The 20,026-nt window shown below is 73.9% G+C and carries 18 protein-coding genes; 5 read left to right on the top strand and 13 right to left on the bottom strand.

What is annotated here, in order from left to right:
* Positions 1-158: 158 nt before the first annotated feature.
* The 3 genes from ACSNOK_RS06125 to ACSNOK_RS06115 form a co-directional block, all read right to left on the bottom strand.
* Positions 159-1,076 (bottom strand): SCO1664 family protein, encoded by a 918-nt coding sequence (locus tag ACSNOK_RS06125; RefSeq protein WP_436779539.1) that lies wholly within the window; start codon positions 1,074-1,076, stop codon positions 159-161.
* Entirely contained in the window at positions 1,040-1,630 is a 591-nt protein-coding gene (locus ACSNOK_RS06120) for a DUF3090 domain-containing protein (protein ID WP_004946210.1), read from the bottom strand. The genes ACSNOK_RS06125 and ACSNOK_RS06120 overlap by 37 nt, the downstream gene beginning before the upstream one ends.
* 177 nt (positions 1,631-1,807) lie before the next feature.
* A complete protein-coding gene (locus ACSNOK_RS06115) occupies positions 1,808-2,512 on the bottom strand; it encodes a histidine phosphatase family protein (RefSeq protein ID WP_436779538.1) in 705 nt (234 codons plus the stop codon).
* An 87-nt stretch (positions 2,513-2,599) separates the two neighbouring features.
* Between ACSNOK_RS06115 and ACSNOK_RS06110 the strand changes: the two genes are divergently transcribed.
* Positions 2,600-3,592: a magnesium and cobalt transport protein CorA gene (locus ACSNOK_RS06110; protein WP_436779537.1), complete on the top strand. Its 993-nt coding sequence runs from the start codon at positions 2,600-2,602 to the stop codon at positions 3,590-3,592.
* 61 nt (positions 3,593-3,653) lie between these two features.
* On the opposite strand, the gene ACSNOK_RS06105 is transcribed toward ACSNOK_RS06110, so the two are convergent.
* Complete coding sequence (locus ACSNOK_RS06105; protein ID WP_436779536.1) at positions 3,654-4,445, bottom strand: ferritin-like domain-containing protein; 792 nt, start codon at positions 4,443-4,445, stop codon at positions 3,654-3,656.
* Between the two features lie 213 nt (positions 4,446-4,658).
* The gene (locus ACSNOK_RS06100; RefSeq protein WP_436779535.1) at positions 4,659-5,708 is read right to left on the bottom strand and encodes an LLM class F420-dependent oxidoreductase; all 1,050 of its coding nucleotides are present in this window, start codon (positions 5,706-5,708) and stop codon (positions 4,659-4,661) included.
* A gap of 232 nt (positions 5,709-5,940) precedes the next feature.
* Here ACSNOK_RS06100 and ACSNOK_RS06095 point away from each other — a divergent pair, with 232 nt between their 5' ends.
* Entirely contained in the window at positions 5,941-6,615 is a 675-nt protein-coding gene (locus ACSNOK_RS06095) for a hypothetical protein (protein ID WP_436779534.1), read from the top strand.
* An 82-nt stretch (positions 6,616-6,697) separates the two neighbouring features.
* Here the strand turns inward: ACSNOK_RS06095 and ACSNOK_RS06090 are convergent, their stop codons facing one another.
* From ACSNOK_RS06090 to ACSNOK_RS06060, 7 genes are all read right to left on the bottom strand, one after another.
* Positions 6,698-7,843, bottom strand: a complete 1,146-nt coding sequence (locus ACSNOK_RS06090) for a glycine amidinotransferase (RefSeq protein ID WP_436779533.1) — start codon at positions 7,841-7,843, stop codon at positions 6,698-6,700.
* Positions 7,840-9,156 carry a hypothetical protein gene (locus ACSNOK_RS06085; protein WP_436779532.1) on the bottom strand — a complete coding sequence of 439 codons (1,317 nt, stop codon included), beginning with the start codon at positions 9,154-9,156 and terminating at the stop codon, positions 7,840-7,842. The genes ACSNOK_RS06090 and ACSNOK_RS06085 overlap by 4 nt, the downstream gene beginning before the upstream one ends.
* The gene (locus tag ACSNOK_RS06080; RefSeq protein ID WP_436779531.1) at positions 9,153-10,361 is read right to left on the bottom strand and encodes an MFS transporter; all 1,209 of its coding nucleotides are present in this window, start codon (positions 10,359-10,361) and stop codon (positions 9,153-9,155) included. The genes ACSNOK_RS06085 and ACSNOK_RS06080 overlap by 4 nt, the downstream gene beginning before the upstream one ends.
* 23 nt (positions 10,362-10,384) lie before the next feature.
* Positions 10,385-11,572, bottom strand: a complete 1,188-nt coding sequence (locus ACSNOK_RS06075) for an ATP-grasp domain-containing protein (protein ID WP_436779530.1) — start codon at positions 11,570-11,572, stop codon at positions 10,385-10,387.
* A 12-nt stretch (positions 11,573-11,584) separates the two neighbouring features.
* Positions 11,585-12,589 carry a tRNA pseudouridine(13) synthase TruD gene (gene truD, locus ACSNOK_RS06070; RefSeq protein ID WP_436779529.1) on the bottom strand — a complete coding sequence of 335 codons (1,005 nt, stop codon included), beginning with the start codon at positions 12,587-12,589 and terminating at the stop codon, positions 11,585-11,587.
* A gap of 75 nt (positions 12,590-12,664) precedes the next feature.
* Positions 12,665-14,251: a GMC family oxidoreductase gene (locus ACSNOK_RS06065; protein WP_436779528.1), complete on the bottom strand. Its 1,587-nt coding sequence runs from the start codon at positions 14,249-14,251 to the stop codon at positions 12,665-12,667.
* A complete protein-coding gene (locus ACSNOK_RS06060; RefSeq protein WP_436779527.1) occupies positions 14,244-14,834 on the bottom strand; it encodes an adenylate kinase in 591 nt (196 codons plus the stop codon). The genes ACSNOK_RS06065 and ACSNOK_RS06060 overlap by 8 nt, the downstream gene beginning before the upstream one ends.
* 126 nt (positions 14,835-14,960) lie before the next feature.
* On the opposite strand from ACSNOK_RS06060, the gene ACSNOK_RS06055 reads away from it, so the two are divergent.
* Positions 14,961-16,304: an aminotransferase family protein gene (locus tag ACSNOK_RS06055; RefSeq protein WP_436779526.1), complete on the top strand. Its 1,344-nt coding sequence runs from the start codon at positions 14,961-14,963 to the stop codon at positions 16,302-16,304.
* On the opposite strand, the gene ACSNOK_RS06050 is transcribed toward ACSNOK_RS06055, so the two are convergent.
* Entirely contained in the window at positions 16,240-16,956 is a 717-nt protein-coding gene (locus ACSNOK_RS06050) for a hypothetical protein (RefSeq protein WP_436779525.1), read from the bottom strand. The genes ACSNOK_RS06055 and ACSNOK_RS06050 overlap by 65 nt on opposite strands.
* Positions 16,957-17,268: 312 nt before the next feature.
* Between ACSNOK_RS06050 and ACSNOK_RS06045 the strand changes: the two genes are divergently transcribed.
* Both ACSNOK_RS06045 and ACSNOK_RS06040 read left to right on the top strand, forming a co-directional pair.
* The gene (locus ACSNOK_RS06045) at positions 17,269-18,504 is read left to right on the top strand and encodes an acyl-CoA dehydrogenase family protein (RefSeq protein WP_436779524.1); all 1,236 of its coding nucleotides are present in this window, start codon (positions 17,269-17,271) and stop codon (positions 18,502-18,504) included.
* A gap of 383 nt (positions 18,505-18,887) precedes the next feature.
* The gene (locus tag ACSNOK_RS06040; protein ID WP_436779523.1) at positions 18,888-19,871 is read left to right on the top strand and encodes an aldo/keto reductase; all 984 of its coding nucleotides are present in this window, start codon (positions 18,888-18,890) and stop codon (positions 19,869-19,871) included.
* The last annotated feature ends 155 nt before the right edge of the window (positions 19,872-20,026 follow it).

Genomic DNA, 20,026 nt, shown 5'->3' with positions numbered 1-20,026 from the left:
CTCAAACGCCGGACGGGCTGAATCGTGTACCCGGGCGCGCTATCCAGCCCGTCCGGCGTTTGAGGACGAGCGGCGGAGCCGCGAAAGCGGGGGGCTGGGGGCGCAGCCCCCAGGAAACGGCGAAGGGGCGGGACCGGGGCACCAGCCCGCCGCAGGCGCTACACCGGCGGCCACGGGATGGCCGGCCACTGCCCGCTGGGCGACCGGTGCCGCCCGGTACGCAACAAGTCGGCCACCCGCCCCCGCAGAGCCTCGATCTCCGCAGGAGTGATCAGCTCCGCCAGCCGCACCGCCAGGGGGCGCCCCTCGGCCAGATCGGCCGAAAGTCGCCGCAACGCCTCCAGCGCCTCCTCCGTCAGCGGCTCCCCCGCCCACCCCCACAGCAACGTCCGCAGCTTGTCCTCGGCGTTGAAGGTGACGCCGTGGTCGATGGCGTACAGCCGGCCGTCGGCGGCGGGCAGCAGGTGGCCGCCCTTGCGGTCGCCGTTGTTGATCACGGCGTCGAGGACGGCCAGCCGGCGCAGCCGTTCGTCGTCGGCGTGGACGAGCAGGGCGGTGCGGTCGTCGCCGACGTCCGCGTAGCCGACGGCCTTCCAGCCGGGGCCGGGTTCGTCGCCCTCGACCAGGGCGAGGAGGCGCCGCGTCTCCTCGGCGGCACCGTCGTCGGCCGGCCCGTCGATCCACAGCTGGCACATGCCCGGCCCGTAGGGGCCGTCCCGGAGGACGGTGGGCGGGATCAGGCCCCAGCCCATGGCCTCGGAGAGCTCGTAGGCGGCCACCTCGCGCTGGGCGAGGGTGCCGTCCGGGAAGTCCCAGAGCGGGCGCTCCCCGGCGACCGGCTTGTAGACGCAGGCCGCCGTCACGCCCTCGTACGCGACCGTGCAGTACAGGACCGCGTTGGAGGCCTCGCGGACCCGCCCGCGCACCGTGAGCTCACCGCGCGCCAGCAGCTCCTGCGGGGTGACGCCCGGCGCCCCGGGGCCGGGCCCCGGCGGGCCCGGGGCGCGCTCCGGCGGGCCCGCCTCGCGCTCCGGCGGCGTCACGCCCCGCGGCGGTATCCGTTCTGGCGCGGACATACGTGTCCTTCCGGGTCGAGCGGCAGGCTGCACAGCGGGCAGGGCGGTCGGCCGGCGTTGACGATGTCCAGGGCGCGCTTGGCGAAGGCACGGGCCATGGTGCCGGTGATGCGCACCCGGAGCATGGGCGGCCCGTTGGTCTCGTCCTGGAGGAGGCGCTCCTCGGCGGCGGCCAGGTCCTCGTCGGTGTCGGCCTCCAGCTCGACCAGGGCCTGGGCCTCGACGACCATCCGCTGCCCCTCGGCGTCCCAGGCCAGGGCCATGGTGCCGACGCGGAACTCCTCCTCGACGGGGGTGTCGAGGGGCGCGGTGTCCGCGTACTCGACGGGCGCCACGGCCGGGACCGGGGCGCTGCCGCCGGTGCGCCGGACGACCTCGTCCAGCAGTTCGTCGATGCGCTCGGCGAGCGCCTCCACCTGCGCCTTCTCCAGGGCGACGCTGGTGGTCCGGCCGGCCGCGCTGGCCTGGAGGAAGAAAGTGCGGCGGCCCGGCAGCCCGACCGTACCGGCGACGAAGCGGTCCGGCGGGTCATAGAGGAACACCTGACGGGACAACGTCCTGCTCCATTGGTTCGGTGGTCGGAGGGGGAATCCGCGGAAGTCCGCGGACTTCTTCGGGCTTCCTCGGAAACCCCGACGGCGACGGGGACGGCGGACAGTGGGTACAGCCGGGGACGACGGGTCAGGCGACGAGGCGGCGCCCCCGCGCCCCCACCCTACTGCGCATGTGGATCACGGTGCTCCCGCACCGCCCCCCACCACGGCCTCCCCCGGATCGCCCGCTCCCCCGCCCGGCGGTGTGGCGGGCGGGGCCAGGGAGGCGGTCTCGCCGGTGTCCCCCAGCCGCAGCAGGTACGGCCGCAGCCGCGTGTACCGGATCGCCGTGAGCGAACAGGGGTCGACGGCGATCCGCTGGAAGTGGTCGAGGTGGAGCCCGAGCGCGTCGGCGACGACCGCCTTGATCGGGTCGCCGTGCGAGCACATGAGGTAGACGGCTTCGGGGCCGTGCTCGCGCTCGATCCGCTCGTTCCACTCCCGGACCGCGTCCACCGCGCGGGCCTGCATCGCGCGTAGGGACTCGCCGCCGGGGAAGGAGGCGGCCGAGGGGTGCCGCTGCACGACGGTCATCAGCGGCTCGTCGTGGAGTGCGGCGAGCTCGCGGCCCGACCAGTCGCCGTAGTGGCACTCGCCGATCCGCTCGTCGGTGTGCGACGGCAGTTCCGGACGGGCGGCGAGCAGGGGGGCCACGGTCTCCTGACAACGCTGGAGGGGACTGGTGACGAGAGCGGCGAGCGGGATGTCCCGCAGGCGGTCCGGGAGGGCCGCGGCCTGGGCGGTGCCCCGCTCGTCCAGGGCGACACCCGGGGTCCATCCCGCGAGCACCCCGCCGGTGTTGGCGGTGGACCGGCCGTGCCGGACCAGGATCAGGGTGGGCATGGCCGCCAGCCTACGACGGGCCCCGCACGGCCATCGACGGCGGTGCGGTCGGCCTCGCGCACGCCAAGCGCCCCCCGGGAAGGGAGAATGCCCCACGTGATCGTGGATTTCGCCATCTATCGGAACGGACACCGCACGGACGGCCCGGCCGACTTCTCCGACGCGCTGGACCAGGCGCGCGCGGACGGGAACGCCTTCCTCTGGGTCGGTCTGCACGAGCCCACGGAGAGCGAGTTCGACCTGGTCACCAGCGAGTTCGGGCTGCACCCGCTGGCCGTGGAGGACGCGCTCAAGGCGCATCAGCGGCCCAAGCTGGAGGTGTACGCCGACTCGCTGTTCGTCGTCCTCAAGCCCGTCGTCTACGACGACCACACGGACACCGTGAGCACCGGCGAGCTGATGATGTTCCTCGGCGACTCCTTCGTGGTGACGGTCCGGCACGGCGTCGGCAACCCGCTGACCGAGCTGCGGGCCCGCCTGGAGGACCAGCCCGACCTGCTGCGCTGCGGGCCGACCTCCGTGCTGTACGCGGTGAGCGACGCGGTCGTGGACCACTACACCGAGGTGTCCGGGCTGCTCCAGGCCGACCTGGACGAGCTGGAGAGCGAGGTGTTCGCCCCGATGAGCCTGGACAACAAGAACGTCGCGTCCCGGATCTACGCGTTCAAGCGGCAGGTGGTGGAGTTCCGGCGGGCCACCGTGCCGCTCGCCGACCCGGTGGCCCGGCTGGCGGGCACCGGGCTGCCGTTCGTCAACGAGGAGGCGCGGCCGTTCTTCCGCGACGTCGGCGACCACCTGGCCCGGGCCAACGAGGCGGTGGAGCAGCTCGACCGGCTGCTGTCCGACATCCTCTCCGCCCATCTCGCGCAGATGGGCGTGCAGCAGAACGACGACATGCGGAAGATCTCCGCCTGGGCGGCGATGGCGGCGGCCCCGACGATGATCGCCGGGGTGTTCGGGATGAACTTCGACCATATGCCGGAGCTGCGGCAGGTGTGGGGCTATCCGGCGGCACTGGTGCTGATGGTGGGCGTGGTGGCGCTGCTGTACCGGCTGTTCAAGCGGCGCGGGTGGCTGTAGACAGAGGCGGACGTGGAGGCGTGGGGGGCGCGCCTCCTCGCGCCTCCTCGAGGCCTGCCGCTCAGACGAACTCCGGCGCCACCGCCACCGCCCCGCCGCCCAGCGCGTCCCGCCGCTCCGGCATCCGCAGGGTGACCATCCGCCGCCGGCCGCCGAGCCGTTCCCCCGCGTACAGCGCGTGGATGCCCGCGGCGAGGACGGCCGACTTGGCGCGCGGCCACCCCAGCAGGCGGCCCATGCGCTCCATGACGGCCAGACCGACGTCGCGGTAGACGACGGATTCCGCGCGGGCGCACTCGCGCAGCAGGGTGTGGATCGTCCGGCCGTGCCCGGCCGCGGCGAGCCGCAGCAGTTCCTCGTGGCAGTACGCGAGGTGGTTCGCCTCGTCGTGGCTGATCATCCGGACGGCCCGGCCGATCTCGGGGTGGTCGCCGAAGTGGTGGCCGAGCATGCGCATCTGGTCGGCGGCCCGCTGCTCGGTGACGCGGCTGTGCGCCAGGTAGGCGATGACGTCCCGCACGGTCAGCGGCTCGTCCGCGCGCAGTTTGGCGTGGGGCAGGCCGATGCCGCGGCGTTCGAGGAGCATCGTGTAGTCGGTCTCCGGCGGCACCTCGACCGGTTCCAGGCCGCGTTTGCGCAGCAGGGCCAGGAAGATCCGGCCGTGCTTGTCCTCGTCCGCGCCGTGCCGGGCGATCTTCGGGGCGAGGGCGCGCAGCTCGCCGGGGACCAGGGCGGAGATGCGGCCGTTCTCCCAGCCGCCCTGTGCCTCGCCGCTCGCGGCGATGGAGCAGAACAGCCGGTACGCCTCGTCGTGGTCGAGGATCTCCTGGAACAGACTTCTGGCCGTGAGCATGGCCCTCACCTCCGTGGGAACCAGTCAAGGTCCCCGGCGAGGGGGGCGCCAGCCAGGAGGCGGCGGGCGCTCGGCCGAACGGACGACACCGGGCGCGCGCTCCGGGCGCCCCCCGCCCCGTAACCCGGCGGGCGTACGGGCGTTGAGCCCGGTGCCGGCCGTGGCGGGGAAGACCCCCCGAGCCCCCACCACGGCCGCGGGCCTCCCGGGGCGTCAGGCGAGCCCGGCCCGCTCCATGGCCTCGACGCCGGCCCGCAGCCCGGCGATCCGCTCCTCCAGCGTGAAGCCCGCGGGGGTGAGGGACAGCGTGGTGACGCCGGCCTCGGCATAGGCGCGCATCCGGTCGGAGATCCGCTCCACGGAGCCCAGCAGCGACGTGGAGTCGATGAGCTGCTGCGGGACGGCCGCGGCGGCGCCCTTCTTGTCCCCGGAGAGGTACTTCTCCTGGATCTCGGCCGCCTCCTTCTCGTAGCCCATGCGGACCGCGAGCCGGTTGTAGAAGTTCTGCTTGGCGCTGCCCATGCCGCCGACGTAGAGGGCGGTGTACGGGCGGAAGGTGTCCGCGAGGGCGGCGACGTCGTCGCCGAGGGCGAGCGGGACGGTCGGGACGAGGTCGAAGCCGTCCATGTCCTTGCCGGCCTTGGCCCGGCCGGCGCGGAGCGAGCCGAGGGTGGTCTCCTCGGCGAGCTCGGGGGCGAAGAAGAGGACGAGGGCGCCGTCGGCGATCTCGCCCGTCTGCTCCAGGTTCTTGGGGCCGATGGCCGCGATGTACAGCGGGATCTCCTCGCGCACGGGGTGCACGGTCAGCTTGATCGGCTTGCCGGGGCCGCCGGGGAGCGGCAGCGTCCAGTGCTCGCCCTGGTGCGTCAGGCGCTCGCGGGACATGGCCTTGCGGACGATCTCGACGTACTCGCGGGTGCGGGCGAGCGGCTTGTCGAACTTCACGCCGTACCAGCCCTCGGAGACCTGCGGGCCGGAGACGCCGAGGCCGAGCCGGAACCGGCCGCCGGAGAGCGAGTCGAGGGTGGCGGCGGTCATGGCCGTCATGGCGGGGGTGCGGGCCGGGATCTGGAAGATGGCGGAGCCGACGTCGATGCGCTCGGTCTGCGCGGCGACCCAGGAGAGGACGGTGGGCGCGTCGGAGCCGTACGCCTCGGCGGCCCAGCAGACCGCGTAGCCGAGCCGGTCGGCCTCCTTGGCGACCGCGAGATTGTCCGCGTCCATCCCGGCGCCCCAGTAGCCGAGGTTGATTCCGAGCCGCATCCCGCTCTCCCTACCGATCAGTAACGTCGTCGTCGCGGGGACTCTAGCGCGCGGACGGGCGGTACGTCACCGGGTGCGGGCGCGTGGCGGCGCGGGAGGGCGGCGCCCGCGAGCCCGGTGGTGCCGGGCGGCTCGCGGCGCGCGGGTGGACGAGGATCGGCGCCCGGGGGCTTGTCCGTGCCGGCGGGTACGGTGGGTGGTGCCATCGAGATCAGCTCACCAGGGGGGAGCCATGACCGAGGAACCGAACGTGCCGTCCCGGGGTCCTGCGGGCGGTGGAACGCCCGTCCCCGCGCCCGCCGAGGACGCGGCCGCGGTCCTCGCGGAGCAGCGAGCGCTTCAGGCCGAGGCCGACGACGTGGTGGCGGACCTGGAGTTGACCGCTCTGCTGGCGGAACGCGGCGAGGCCGTGCGCGTGGGCAGTTCGGCCATGGGGCTGATGGTGCGCCGGGACGTCGACATCACCGTGGTCTGCCCGGACCTGGGAGACGGCGTCAAGAAGGCCGTCGCGGAGATCGGCGCCACGCTGGCGGTACACGACCGGGTCCGGCAGGTCCGCTTCCGCGACGACACCGGGCACTGGAACACCGACCCGATGTACCCGGACGGCCTCTACCTGGGCGTGGAGTACCGCTCGGAGGCCGGCCGGGAGTGGACGCTCGACGTCTGGTTCGTCGACGAGCCCGACCGCCAGCCCGACCTCGCGCACGTCCGTGCCCTGCCGCCGCGGCTGACCGACGCGCACCGCGTCCGTATCCTCCGGATCAAGCGGGCGCTCGCCGCGCGGCCCGACGACGGCACCCCCGGTTTCGACGTCTATCGCGCGGTGCTCGACCACGGAGTCGCGACGCCCGAGGAGTTCGACGTCTGGCGTGCCGCTGCGGGGCCTGCCGGTAAGGGCGCGTGAACGGCGCGGCGGCGGGCGGCGGGAAGACGCGTACGGGCGTACGCCCTCCTCCCGCGCGCTCACGCCGCGGCGCCGGGCCGGATCAGACGCCGGGGACGACGGGGGTGTAGTCCAGCCTCGGGAAGTAGTCCTCCCTCGTGCCCTCCCGGTGCACGTCCCAGGTCGCGCAGTGCAGTGACCCGCCGTACTCGAAGACGTCCCGGAACGGCACCGGGAGCACCTCGAAGCCGAGCTTGTCCAGCAGGTCGTGCAGCGGCTTCTCCCGCTCCTCGCATATGACCGTGTTCGGAGAGACGCTGAGCACGTTCATCGACAGCCACTTGGAGGACTGGCAGTAGCGCGGCATCTCGTCGTTCGTGGACGTCGGCTGCGGCGCCTCGACCAGCTCCCAGCCGTTGTCGTGGAACATCCGCTCCTCGCCCTCCCGCAGCGGCCGCTCCGGATTGGTGAGCACCAGCCCCGGGCGCAGCGGTACGAAGGTGCAGTCGATGTGGGAGGGGAAGAAGTCGAGGGGGAAGTGCACGGGGTGCACGCGGAAGCCCCGCGGCTCCAGATGGCGCTTGAGCCAGCGGATGCCGGCCCGGTTGGTGGTCATCGACTCCTGCACCATGATGTCGCGGCCGAAGCGGCTCATGTCGGCCGCGTCGAAGACCACTTCGTCCTGGGTGACGCAGAACTCCGAGTTGTGCATCTCGGCGTGGCGCTTCTCCAGCGGCCACTCCCAGAAGTCCTCCCGGTACATGGAGTCGGCCATGGACGGCTTGGGCGCCACCGTCCACTCGACGCGGGGGTCGGCGTTCCAGTAGGAGTAGACCAGCTTCCGGTACGCCTGGTACTCGAAGTAGCGGGCCCGCCGCGACATGGTGGCCTCGACGATCTCGTTGCCCAACGTGATCATCACGTCGCGCGGGCACACCACGCAGTACTGGTTGGCCACTTCGAACGTCAGCGTCTTCAGGGAGCGCGTGAGGTCGATGGGGTCCGGGCGGCGGACCGTGACGCCCTGCGCCTGGAGCACCCGCACCAGGCCGTCCAGCTGCTCGTTGGCCCGGTCGACCATCTCGGCCGGCTTGGGGCCGGTGGGGAAGGGAGCGTCCGAATCGCGCAGCGCCGGCCGGTAGCCGGGTTCGGACGGCTCGAAGCAGGCGTGGTCGGCGACGCCGACGATGATCTCCCGCAGCGGGTCCCATTCGTTCCAGGAGTTGACCAGAGGAGTGGAGTCGTTCATGCCGTACACCTTTCGTCGTTCGGTTCGGACGGCGGGAGAGTGCGGGTGGAGGGAAGGGCGAGAGGGAAGGCGCGCAGGCCCGGCTCGCCCAGGCGGGCCGCCGCGCGCGCACAGGCCGGTCCGGTCCGGTGGTCCGGTCCGGCGGGTGTGGCCTCGACGCGTGTCGCGCCCACCGCCAGGGACGCCGACGGCGCGGCGGCCACCAGGTCCCGCACCAGCCGCTCCAGTTCGGCGGCGGCGATGGCGTCGAGACCGGGCAGGCGCTCCTGCGCCGCGCGGTGGTAGAGGTAGAGCGGAAAGCCGGGCAGGGCGGCCCGCAGGCCGAGACCGGAGGCGTGCCGGGGGTTGAGCTCCGTGGCGGTGAAGCCGTCCGGGGTGAGCAGCCCGTCCACGCTGAACAGCCCCCGGTAGCGGGTGGTCCGGACGAGCTCCGCGCCCGCGCGGCGCGCCGCGCCCCGGATGTCGTCCTCGGCCGCCGCGCCCGGCCGCCAGAACGTGGAGGACCCGCAGAAGAGCAGCCGCCCGGTGTCCGGGTCGCCGAGGGTGACGATCTCGATGGGCGAGAACACCGCCACCCCGTCCGCCAGGGCCATGCCCAGCACACTGCACGGCACGCCGTCCTCGAAGCGGGCGACGCGCACCCGGTCCGCGCGGCCGGCGAACTGGCCGACGACGTCCGGCAGGCGGCCGGGATCGGGCACCCAGCGCAGCCCCAGCGCGTCCCCGACGTGGCCGCGCGTGGAATCGGCCGCCACCACCACCCCGGCCGGGCCCGCCACCTCAGCCACCCTCGCCGGACCGCCCGCCGCCCGTACCAACTCGTCCACGGGCGCCACGAAATGGGGCGGGGAGGCCACGCCGGCCGCCTCCCACATCCGGTCGATCGTGGTCTTGTCCTCGACGGCGGCCCACTCCGGCCGCCGCCACCCGTGCACCGGGCGTCCGCAGAACTCCGCCACCCCGGTGCGGGGCGTCCCCAGCGCCACCCACGCGCGCGCCGGGTCCAGGGCGTCCAGCCAGGCCCTCACCTCCGCGGACGGGTCCCGCAGCCACGCCTCGAACTCCGGACGCGTCAACTCCCCTGCCCCGTCTCCTGCGGCCGAGCAGTACCAGCCCGGGCCGGCCTGCGGTGCCCCGGGCCCCGGGCCGGTGCGGGCGACGACGGCACCCACCTCCGCCCCGCACGCCCGCAGTTCGTCGACCAGCGAACGAGTGCGGTGGTCGAAGTCGTCGAGCAGCAGCACCGCCCGGCGCCCGGCCCAGAACCGCCGTAGCGCCCGGGTGACTGTCTCGGTGAGCTCGGTGGGGTTCATGCCTCTCCCTTCCGGCCGGCGGCGGCGAGGCGCGCGGTGCGCGCCGCCGTCCTGTCCAGCCCGCGGTACACGACGGCGGCCGCCAGCAGCGCACAGGCCATCACCAGCCACGGCGTGCCGCCGGACACCGAGAACAACAGCGTGTGCACGGCCGGGCCCAGCGCCCCGGACACCCCCCAGACCAACTGGTAGAAGGCGCTGTAGCGGCCGGCGTCCGCGGACGACGCGAAGGACAGCACGATGGTCATGGCCACCGCCCCGAACAGCGCCTCCCCGAGGCTGAACAGCAGGACCAGGACGGCCACCAGCGCCGTGGCCCCCGCCGTACCGAACCGCCCGGCCGCCACCAGCCCGCCGAGACCCGCCGCGATCAGCAGCGCCGCCAGGGCCATCAGCCGCATGGGGGGCCGCTCCCGCCCCAGCCGCAGCGCCAGCGGCTGGAACGCCGGAATGGCCACGCACGACAGCACATAGGCCGCCGGCGGCGTCCACACCGGCATCTCCAGCCACCGCAGGTACACGGGCAGGATGGAGTCGAAGGCGACGCTGGAGAGCGTGATGGCGAGCGTCGCCCCCGTGAACGCGAGGAAGCGGCGGTTGGCGAGCACCGTACGGTACGAGGCCGCGGGGACGCCCTCGCGCGGGCCCGGCGCGGGCGGCACCCGGCGCCCGGTCACCCGGAACAGCACCCCGGCGACGGCGAAGCTCGCCGCGTTCACCAGCGGGATGCTGTGCCACAGCGCCGTCCCGCCGTGGTCCTCGAAGGACGCGCCCAGGGCCACGCCCAGCGCGCCCACCCCCAGGCCCACGTTGCGCAGGCTGTTCAGCAGCGCGAACATGCCGCGCCGCGCCTGCTCGGCCGAGGTGACGGCGGCCACCAGCCCGCCGTGCGCCGCCCAGTAGAGGCGGTCGCCGAAGCTCACCGCGAAGGCGACGGCGGCGACGGCGGCCGGCCGGTCGGCGGCCAGGTAGCAGGGGAACGCGGCGGCGCGGAGCGCGCAACTGAGCGTCGCCGCGCGGAACGGGCCCATCCGGTCGGCGAGCGCGCCCACCGCCAGCCCGCCGGCCAGCAGCGCGGCCAGCGAGCCGGTGCTGAGCGCGGCCCCCGCGGAGGTGAGCGCCATCCCCTGCCCGTAGGTGAAGTACAGCAGGGAGAAGGTGATCCACACGCCGCTGCCCAGCGCGTCCACGACCATGGCCGCCATGAACCCGCGGGTACGCGCCCCGGTCACCCCCATCGGACGTCCCCGGCCCACCAGTCGTCGGCCTCGCGCAGCACGTCCTCCAGGGGGCGCGCGTCGTCGACGCGGAAGACCAGCTCGGCGACGCGGTCCGTACTGGACGCCGGCCCCCGGTAGCGCGCCCCCGCCCGGCCGCGGGCGGTGTAGCGGACGGTGCCGGGCAGCGGGCAGCGGGCGGGAAGGCGCCGCAGGACGCCGGGCCGCGGCGGGAACCAGGCCCAGCCGTGCCGCGGACGCCCGGCGGCCACCTCGACGCCGCTGATCCGTCCGGCCTGCCCGAGCAGTTGGGCCGCGTACGGGTTGACGCCGGTGGCGAGCTCGAACGCCTCGGGGATGCCGCAGCCGCCCGGCCGGCAGGCGATCTCGCACAGCACGACCTCGTCGTCCGGCGTGTGGAAGAACTCGGCGTGGAAGGCGGTCACTTCCGCCACCGGCGGCAGCGCGGCGACGGTGTCGGCGGCGGCCGCGCACAGCCGCTTCGCCACCGGCTCGTCCGCCGACAGCATGCCGCTGACGCTCGGGAGGCCGTGGACGGCGGTGTCCAGGTTGGAGTGCAGATACCGCGAGGCGACGGCGTGCAGCACACGCCCGTCGGCCATCAGCCCGTCCACGTGGCACACCACGCCCTCGACGAACCGCTCCACGAGCAGCTCCCGCCCCTCCCCGGCCGGCGGGCACGCCGCCTCCGAAGCGTCGCGCAGCACCCGTACCCCCACCGAACCGCCCCCGTCGGCCGGCTTCACGACCACCGGGAACCCGTACCGCGCCGCGAAGGAGCGGACCCCGTCCGCGTCGCGCACCAGCGCCATCGGGGCCACGGGCACCCCGCCCCGCGCGGCCAGGCGCTTCATCCGGTACTTGTCCCGGTACGCCAGGGCGCTCTCGACCGACTGGCCGGGCAGCCGGTGCCGCTCCCGTACCCGGGCCGCGCGCACCACGTCGATCTCCGCCGTGGTCAGCACCCGTTCGACGGAGTGGTCACGGCAGAGGGCGTCGACGACGCGGTCCACCGCGGCGTCGTCCTCGTAGTCCGGCACCGTTTCGACGTGCCGGAAACAGCCGAGCGGCGCCTCCTTTGCCGCCGGGGCCGCCGTGACGACGACCAGCGAGGCGGCGGGCAGCCAGTCCGGCACGGCGGACAGGATGGGCCTGCGGTTGAGCAGCAGCAATGCCATGGACGGCCCTCGTCATCGCCGGGTCGTGAGCTGGGTCATGAGCTGGCGCAGCGCCGTCGTGGCGTAGCTGCCGGAGGGGAGCTGGAAGCTCAGCTCGACGGCTCGGCGGCCCGGGAAGGCGTCGTCCGGGCCGTCCGCGCCGGCCGTCACCAGGGTCTGCACCACCGTCGGCCGCATGACCCGGTGCTCCTCGGGCCCGTCCGCCCAGGTGTACCGGGTGTACGCCAGCTCGGGGCAGCGCGCCTGGAGAGCGGCCGCCGCCCGCGCGTCGGCCGGGAAGCGGTAGGGCAGACCGTCCACGGTCGCGTCCTCGGCGTGCTCGGCGCCGATCAGCTCGCGGATCTCCGCGTTCCACCGGTACGACGAGTGGGCCGCCAGGTAGAAGGCGACGGTGCGCGGGTCGAGTGAGCGGAAGAAGTCCTCGTCGGGGCCGGTCCAGTCGCCGGCCGAGGCGCTTTCGGGCGCGCCGAGCCCGGCGAGTTCGTGCCGGGCCCGGGCCCACTCCTTGTCCAGCAGCGCCGCGCCGACGAGGTGGGTGCGCTTGGGGCCACCGGGTACGCCGAAGCGCTGGGTGTCGTAGTAGTTGACGAACAGCAGGTTGATCCGCCGCCGTTCGACGAGCCGTCCGGCGGCGGCGTCGTCCAGGTCGCGCAGGACGACGCGGAAGGCGTTGCCCTCCAGCCGGCCGACGGCGAGCGGCTCGTGCCCGTACCCGTAGTGCGCCAGCCGCAGCCAGCGCTCCCCGTCCGGGAACGCGGGGAGCTCGCCGGCGAGTGCCCGCGCGGGGACGGACAGCAACTGCTCGGTCACCCCGTCCTCGTCCTTCAGCCCGGCGTACCCCACCTCCCGGCCGGCGACGCCGATGCGGTCGGCGAGGAGGCGGACGGCTTCCATGGTGGTGTAGCCGCGCTTGCGCAGCAGGACGTAGCGGTGTGCGGCCGGGGTGTGGTCGGTGCACGGGACGACGAGGTTCTCCCGGACGCGGAAGTCCTCGGGGCGGTGCTTGAGTACGAACATCGTGCCTCCTCGCGGGAAGTGCGGCTGCTGCCACGCGCCGGGACGGCCCGGCCGAAGGGGTGGAGGAGCGGTGGCTCAGCCTCCGAGGGCCGCGACGCGCTCCCCCACCGCGATGGCCGCCAGGTTCGTGTTGACGCGCAAGGGCACGGGGATCACCGACGCGTCCGCGACCCGCAGCCCCTCCACCCCGTGCACCCGGCAGCGCTCGTCGACCACGGCCCCGGGATCGTCACCGGGCCCCATGCGCGCCGTGCCCATCGGGTGGTGCGCCGTGCGCGCCGCGCGCCGCACGAACGCGTCCAGCGCGGTCCGCGACCGGACCGTCTCCTCGTCCATGTCGATGATCTCCTTGGTGAGCGCCGCGAACGCGGGCCGGTGCAGCAGTTCCCAGCACAGCCGGACCCCCTCGCGCTGGCGTCGCAGGTCCTCCGGGTCCCGCGCGTAGTCGATGGCGATCCGCGGCGGGACGGCGGGATCGCGCGACACCGCCGTGACCGTGCCCAGGCCGCGCGGGGCCATCAGGTTCGAGGTCATCATGAACGCCCGCCCGTCCGGCACCCGGCCGGCCACCTGCGGGGCGTACACGTCGAGTTCGACGTGGTTGAGGGCGTACAGCTGCATGTCGTCGGCGGTGTCCGAGCCCGGCGCGGTGTAGCGCAGCACCACCTGGGCGCAGGGGTCGCGCGGGTCGCAGAGCCCGGCCGGCCGGGGGATGACGCCGATGGCGACCTGCGAGTGGTCGGCGAGGCCGGCGCCGACGCCGGGCAGGTCCGCGACGATGCCGACGCCGAGCTCCCGCAGGACGGGGGCCGGGCCGACGCCGGAGCGGTGCAGGATCGCGGGGGTGCCGTAGGCGCCCGCGCAGAGGGTGACGCGCGCCCCGCGCACCTCGGCCGCGCGGGTGCCGTCCGCGCGCGACAGCGCGACGCCCGTCGCCCGCGTCCCCTCGAACAGGACCCGGTCCACCAGGCACTCCGCCAGTATCGTCAAGTTGGGGCGCCGCCGGGCGGGTTCGAGGTAGGCGCCGGCCGTGGAGACGCGCACCCCGCCGTCGGCGAGGTTGAGCGGCAGCGGCCCGACCCCGGTGGCCCCGGGCGCGTTGTGGTCCTCGGTGTACGGGTGCCCGGCCGCCGTCGCGGTGTCCACCAGCGCCGCGGACAGGGGCGTCCACGTGGCGCGCGGAGCGCGGCGGACCGGCAGCGGGCCGTCCGTCCCGTGGTACGGGCCGCCGTAATCTCCGTCGGTCTCCAGGCGGTTGAGGTACGGCAGGATCTCCGGCCACGACCAGCCGCTCCCGCCCGCCGCGCGCGCCCACAGGGCGAAGTCGTCGGGGACGGGCCGCAGCGCCAGGCAGGTGTTGACCGCCGAGCAGCCGCCGACCACCTTGCCGCGCGGCAGGGGCAGTCGCGCGCCGTCGTCGCGGACGGCCGTCAGCGCCCAGTCGTGGGTGACCATCGACGGCGTACACCCGTTGCGGAGATCCTCGGGCAGCCGGGAGCCCGCCGGGTAGTCCGGCCCGGCCTCGATCAGCAGCACGCGCCGGCCGGGATCCTCGGACAGCCGGGCGGCGAGCACCGCGCCGGCCGATCCCGCGCCGACCACGATCTCGTCGAACTCCCCGGACACTTCGGGCTCGTCGAGCCCTTCCGACACCTCACGCACGGGCAACGCTCCTCTCTTGGCCCTGCCGGATCAGCCAGCGCGCCAGCTCGGCGGGACGGGTGAACCGCAGTACGCGCGGCGGGTCCCCGCGGCCGGCGGCGGCCAGCGCCCGCAGCTCGTCGCGCGTGCCGTGCCGGGTGGCCCAGCCGTAGCGCAGGATGTTCTCGGGGTCGGTGAACAGCGTGCGCAGCGGCGCCTCCTGGTTGCCGCTCCACAGCACTTCGCGGTGCAGGGAACGTTGCAGCGTCCGCAGCAGCAGGCTCGTCATGGTGAGGCCCGTGGGATAGTCGAGCCAGACGAGCAGTTCGGCGCGGTCCGCCAGCAGTCCGTTGACCTCGGGGTAGTGCCATTCGGTGACCCAGCGGGGCCGCCGCGTCTCCCGCTCGACGTCGCCGGCGAAACCGGGGCGTACGGTCCAGTCGGGCCCGTAGTAGAGCGCGTCCAGCTCGATGCGGGGCAGGTCGAACAGCGCGGCGAGCTTGCCGGCCACGGTGGTCTTGCCCGCCCCGCTGCCGCCCGCGACGAGGACGCGGTCCGGCGGGCGGGGCAGCGGGCGCGCCGGGTCGATGACGTGCAGGGGCACCGTCGATTCCTCTCCGCCGGTTCGGGGCCTGTCGGACCGCAGCCATGATCACCACAACTCCGGTGATCGGGACCCTCACAGGTGTACGGGTGTGCCGGGACGGTGGTTCGCTGCATGATCCTCGGCATGTCGACCGCCAACGCACCGACCGCCAGCGCACCGACCGTGGACGTGGACGAGAACGTGGATGTGGACGAGGCGACGGCGCGCGAACGCGACCACCGCTTCGTGTGGCACCCCTGGTCCCCCGTGAGAAAGGACCCCGGCGACGGCCCGGTCCTGCTCTCGGGCTCCGGATACCGCGTACGCGACGCCTCCGGACGGGAATACCTGGACGCGATGGCGTCGGCGATGAACTCCAGCTGCGGGTACGCCCATCCGGACCTGGTCGCCGCCGCCGAGCGGCAACTGGCGCGGCTGCCGCACTTCGACCTGAGCGTCGGCACCCACTTGCCGGTCGGCGGGGTGGCCGAGCGGCTCGCCGGCCTGCTGCCGGGAGAGCTGGGACGGACGCTGTTCGTCAACAGCGGCTCGGAGGCGACCGAGGCGGCCGTGCGCGTCGCCCACGGCTACTGGCGCAACCTCGGCCGGCCCCGGAACCGGATCGTCACCCTCGCGGCCGGGTACCACGGCACCACACTGGTCGCCCAGCACCTCTCCGGCCTCCCCACCAACGCCACTCACGCCGAGGCCCCCTTCCCGGTGACCCGGGTGGAGTTCCCGGTCGAGGCCCGCCGGCTGCGCGCACCCGAATCGCTGGCGCCGCTGGTGGCGGCCTTCGAACAGGCCGTGCTCGACGGGGAACCGCCGGCCGCCGTCTTCGTCGAGGCGTTCGTCAACGTCGGCGGCGGTGTGGTGCTTCCCGCCGGCTTCCTCCGCGCGCTGCGCGAGCTGTGCGACCGCAGCGGTGCCCTGCTCGTCCTCGACGAGGTGTTCTGCGGCTTCGGCCGCACGGGCCGGATGTTCGGCTTCGACCACGACGGCATCACGCCCGACCTGGTCACCATGAGCAAGGGCTTGAGCGGCGGCTACATCCCCTTCGCGGCCCTGAGCACCACGGAGGCCGTCTACCGCACCTTCGCCGACGACCCGCTCATCGGCGGCCTGCGGTACGGGCACACCACCGGCGGACACGCGGTGGCCTGCGCGGTCGCGATGACCGTCCTCGACGTCATCGAGCGGGAGGACCTGGTGGCCGCGTCCGCCGCGCGCGGGCGGCAGCTGCTCGACGGTCTGCTCCCGCTGGACGACCACCCGGAAGTCGCCGACGTCCGCGGCCTGGGGCTGGTCGCCACGGTCGAGTGCCACCGTGAGGAGTTCGCCGCCGAAACGGTCCGGCGGGCCCGCGAGCGCGGCGTGCTGGTGCGCCGGCAGGGGCGCGCCGTGATGGCGATCCCGCCGCTGGTCATCGACGAGGACGGGGTGAACGAGCTGGTGGACGCGATGGGGCGGGCCGTTGCGGGCGGCTGAGCCGCTGCGGGAGCAGGCCCAGATGGCGCTCGTCCACCAGGCCGGAGCGCAGCGCCATCGCCACCACCGCCTCGCGCTTCCAGTAGGAGCGCTTGCCGTCGGCGGCCCCCGCCCACTCGGTGACCTGAAGCTTCTCCGTGGCCAGGTAGTTGATGTGGTGGTTGACGGCGGCGCGGCTCATCGGGGGCGTACGGCCACCGCCGCGCAGCCGGTCGATGACCTCGGCGGTGGTGGGAACCGCCCCGGGCGGATAACCGCGGAGCTGGGGCTCGCACAGCGCCACCAGAACGCGGAAGTAGGCCGATCGCTCGTCCAGTCGCGGCCAGTTGGACGCCGTGTCGGAGGCGGCGGTCGCGGCCACATAGCTCGGCTCGGGCCCGTACACGTTCACCACGCCGATACGGCGGGCCACCGGAAGGACCAGCCGGGCCAGCTCGAAGGGAATGGGGAAGTCCTTCCGCCGCGGGGGGACTTTCACGAACTCGCCGCCATGTTCCATGTTTTCGACGAAGTAGGTGTCCTCGGTATGCAGATTGGTGACGGACCAGTGTCCCGGGTGGCCCGCCACCACGGCGGCGGAACCCGGCTGCCCACGCCGCCGGTCGGCGGGGAGGACGGATAACGCGTCGGTTTCCCAGTCGTATCGGATCAATGCACGGTCGCCTTCCCCGATTTCACGTCTCTCATGCGTCGCGGGGCGGTCCGGTTCGTCTTCGGCGTACCAGCCCGCGAACTGAAGAATCAGATTCCCCACAGCGGTGCAATCCTTTGGATCGAACGATTTTGCCGGGTCCTGACGCTGAAGTCACGATAACCAGGGGTCTCGTCCGGGAGCAAGGGATTGGATACGCGGGAGGACTCGCGAGTGATGTCCAAAGCGGCTGGAAATCATCTGAGTTGAGCAGCCAATGGCCGTACCAACGACTTCATCGATATGCCCGTGCCGACTTGCTGAGGACTTGCCATGCCGATTTCCCTGTCGCTGAACTCCGAGCTGCGGCCGGCCACCACCAGTGGCGAGCAGGCGGTCGCGGCGGTGGCGAAACTCCACGACTTCCTCGCCGAACAGGCGCGGATCACCGACCAGGAGGGACGCTTCGCGCACGAGAGCGTCGAGGCGCTCGCCGAGGCGGGCGTCTTCGCGGCGACCGTCCCGGTGGAACTGGGCGGCCTCGGCGTGGAGCGGCTGCACGACCTGACGATGATCACCGCCCGGATCGCCCGGGCCGACGCCTCGGTGGCCGTCGCCTACTACATGCACATCGCGCTCGCCTGGTACTTCGCCCGCGTGGTGCGCTTCGGCGCCGACACCGAACCCGGCTACCTGCCGCGCCGCGAATGGCTGGAAGCCATCGGCGAGCGCCGGATGCTGCTGTGCTCCGCCGTCGCCGAACGCGGCGCCGACTACTGGAACCTCGCCACGACCGCGACCGCCTCCTACAACGGCTGGGCCGTCAACGGCCGCAAGATCCTCGCCTCGCTGTCCCCGGCGGCCACCCACTTCTACTGCCGCCTCAAGGCCGAACGCGGCGACGGAGCCCACCTCGCCAGCGCCATGATTCCCGCCGACACCCCCGGTGTGCACGTCGAGGACGACTGGGACGGCCTGGGGCTGCGGGGCTCCGGCAGCGGCAGCGTGGTCTTCAGCGACTGCGTCGTCCCGGAGGAGGCCCTCCTGGTCCGCGGCCCCTGGGGAAAGCGCGACGCCGGCATGCTGGAGGGCCGCGCGGTCAGCGGCATGGGCCTCAACGGCGTCTACCTCGGCCTGGCCGAGGCCGCCCGCGACCTGGCCCTGGAGAGCCTGTCCAGGCCGGCGTCGAGCCGCCCCCGCACCACCACCTCCTCCAGTGTCCGCACGGCCATCGCGGAGATGGAGATCGCCCTCACCGCCGCCCGCGGCACCCTGGCCACCGCTCTCCAGGACTTCGACTCGTACCTACTGCTCAACAAGCCGCAGGTGGTCACCGACGACATGAGCCGCGCCATGATGAAGGAGTGCCAGAGCGTCAGCCTGGTCGTCGAACGCGCCGCCGTCGCCGTCATCGACCACGCCATGCGCCTCACCGGCGGCGCCAGCTACCAGGCCCGCCACCCGCTCGCCCGCGCCTACCGCGACGTCCGGGCCGCCGCCTTCATGCCGCCCTACTCCCCGCCGGAGGAAGCGGCCGACTTCATAGCGGAGACCTCCCTGGCCGACTGACCCGCCCACCCCCCGAACTTCCGCGGCCTGCCACCGCGGACACCTCTAGGCGACCGCCGACCCGAGATGTCACCGAGAATCCGGTCCGACCAAGGGGTGCTGACGGTGACGCGGCGACGCGCCACCGGGCAAGAGCGGCCCGGCCAACCCTCACGGGAGGCCGGGCCGCAGTGTGCGCACGGCGAAGGACGGTGTGACCAGGCGGGGGTGTGAGGGCCGGCGGCGTCGGCGTCGAGGGCTGCGAGGGCCCGGGCGACGCGGGCAGGGCGCCGGAGCGGCGCACCGAGGCACCCAGGATCGGCGCCCGGCGCCCGTTGATCGCCCGGAGCCCGGTGATCGCGCGGCGCCGAGCCCGGGCCGGCCGGCCGATACGCTCACCGGTCATGGAGCAAAGGCATGTCGGCCGTACGGGCCTGCGCGTCTCCCGGATCGGACTCGGCACGCTCACCTGGGGGCGGGACACCGACGAGTACGAGGCCGGCGAGCAGCTCAGGGTCTTCCACGAGGCGGGCGGGACGCTGGTGGACACCGCGGACGTCTACGCGGGCGGCGGGGCCGAGTACCTCCTCGGCCGGCTCCTCGACACGGTGGTCCCGCGCCGGGACCTGGTCCTGGCGACGAAGGCGGGCAGCGTCCTGGACCCGGATCACCGCGCCGACGCCTCGCGCGGCCACCTGCTGGCCGCCCTGGACGCCTCCCTGGCCCGCCTCGGCACGGACCACGTCGACCTCTGGCAACTGCACGCCTTCGATCCGGTCACCCCGCTGGAGGAGACCCTCCAGGCCGTCGACACCGCCGTCGCCAGCGGCCGCGTCCGGTACGCCGGGGTCTCGCACTTCTGCGGCTGGCAGCTCGCCAAGGCGGCCACCTGGCAGTTGGCCGCGCCCGGGGCGCGCACCCGGCTGGCCAGCACGCAGATGGAGTACTCACTGCTCCAGCGCGGCATCGAACGGGAGGTGCTGCCCGCCGCGCTCGACCTGGGCGTCGGCGTCCTGCCGTCCTCGCCGCTGGGCCGGGGCGTGCTCACCGGCAAGTACCGGCGCTCGGTGCCCGCCGACTCCCGGGGCGCCTCCGAACACCTCGCGCCCTTCGTCGCCCCCTACCTGGAGGAGCCCGCGCGCCGCGTCGTGGACGCGGTCGTCACGGCCGCCGACGGCCTCGCCACGACGCCGCTCCAGGTCGCCCTCGCCTGGGTCCGCGACCGGCCCGGCGTGACCGCCCCGATCGTCGGCGCCCGGACGGCGCGGCAGCTCAGGGCGGCGTTGTCAGTGGAAGCCCTTACGCTTCCGGACGAGATCTGCCGGGCGCTCGACGATGTGTCGGCGCCGGTGCACCGCTACCCCGACCAGGACTGGAGCGAGCTGTGAACACGGACCGCCGCGACGACGAGGCCGCCCCCACGGCCACGGACGACACGCCGTCCGCGCCACCGGAGCCGTCCCCGACGCCCTCCCCGGAGCCGGCACCGGCCGGGGACGCGACCGGTACGTCGCCGACACGGCCCGCCGACGACGGCGAGGAC

Origin of the sequence: Streptomyces sp. URMC 126, from assembly GCF_051386555.1 — a bacterium.
Lineage (GTDB): Bacteria > Actinomycetota > Actinomycetes > Streptomycetales > Streptomycetaceae > Streptomyces.
This window is presented reverse-complemented; position numbering and strand designations above follow the sequence as displayed.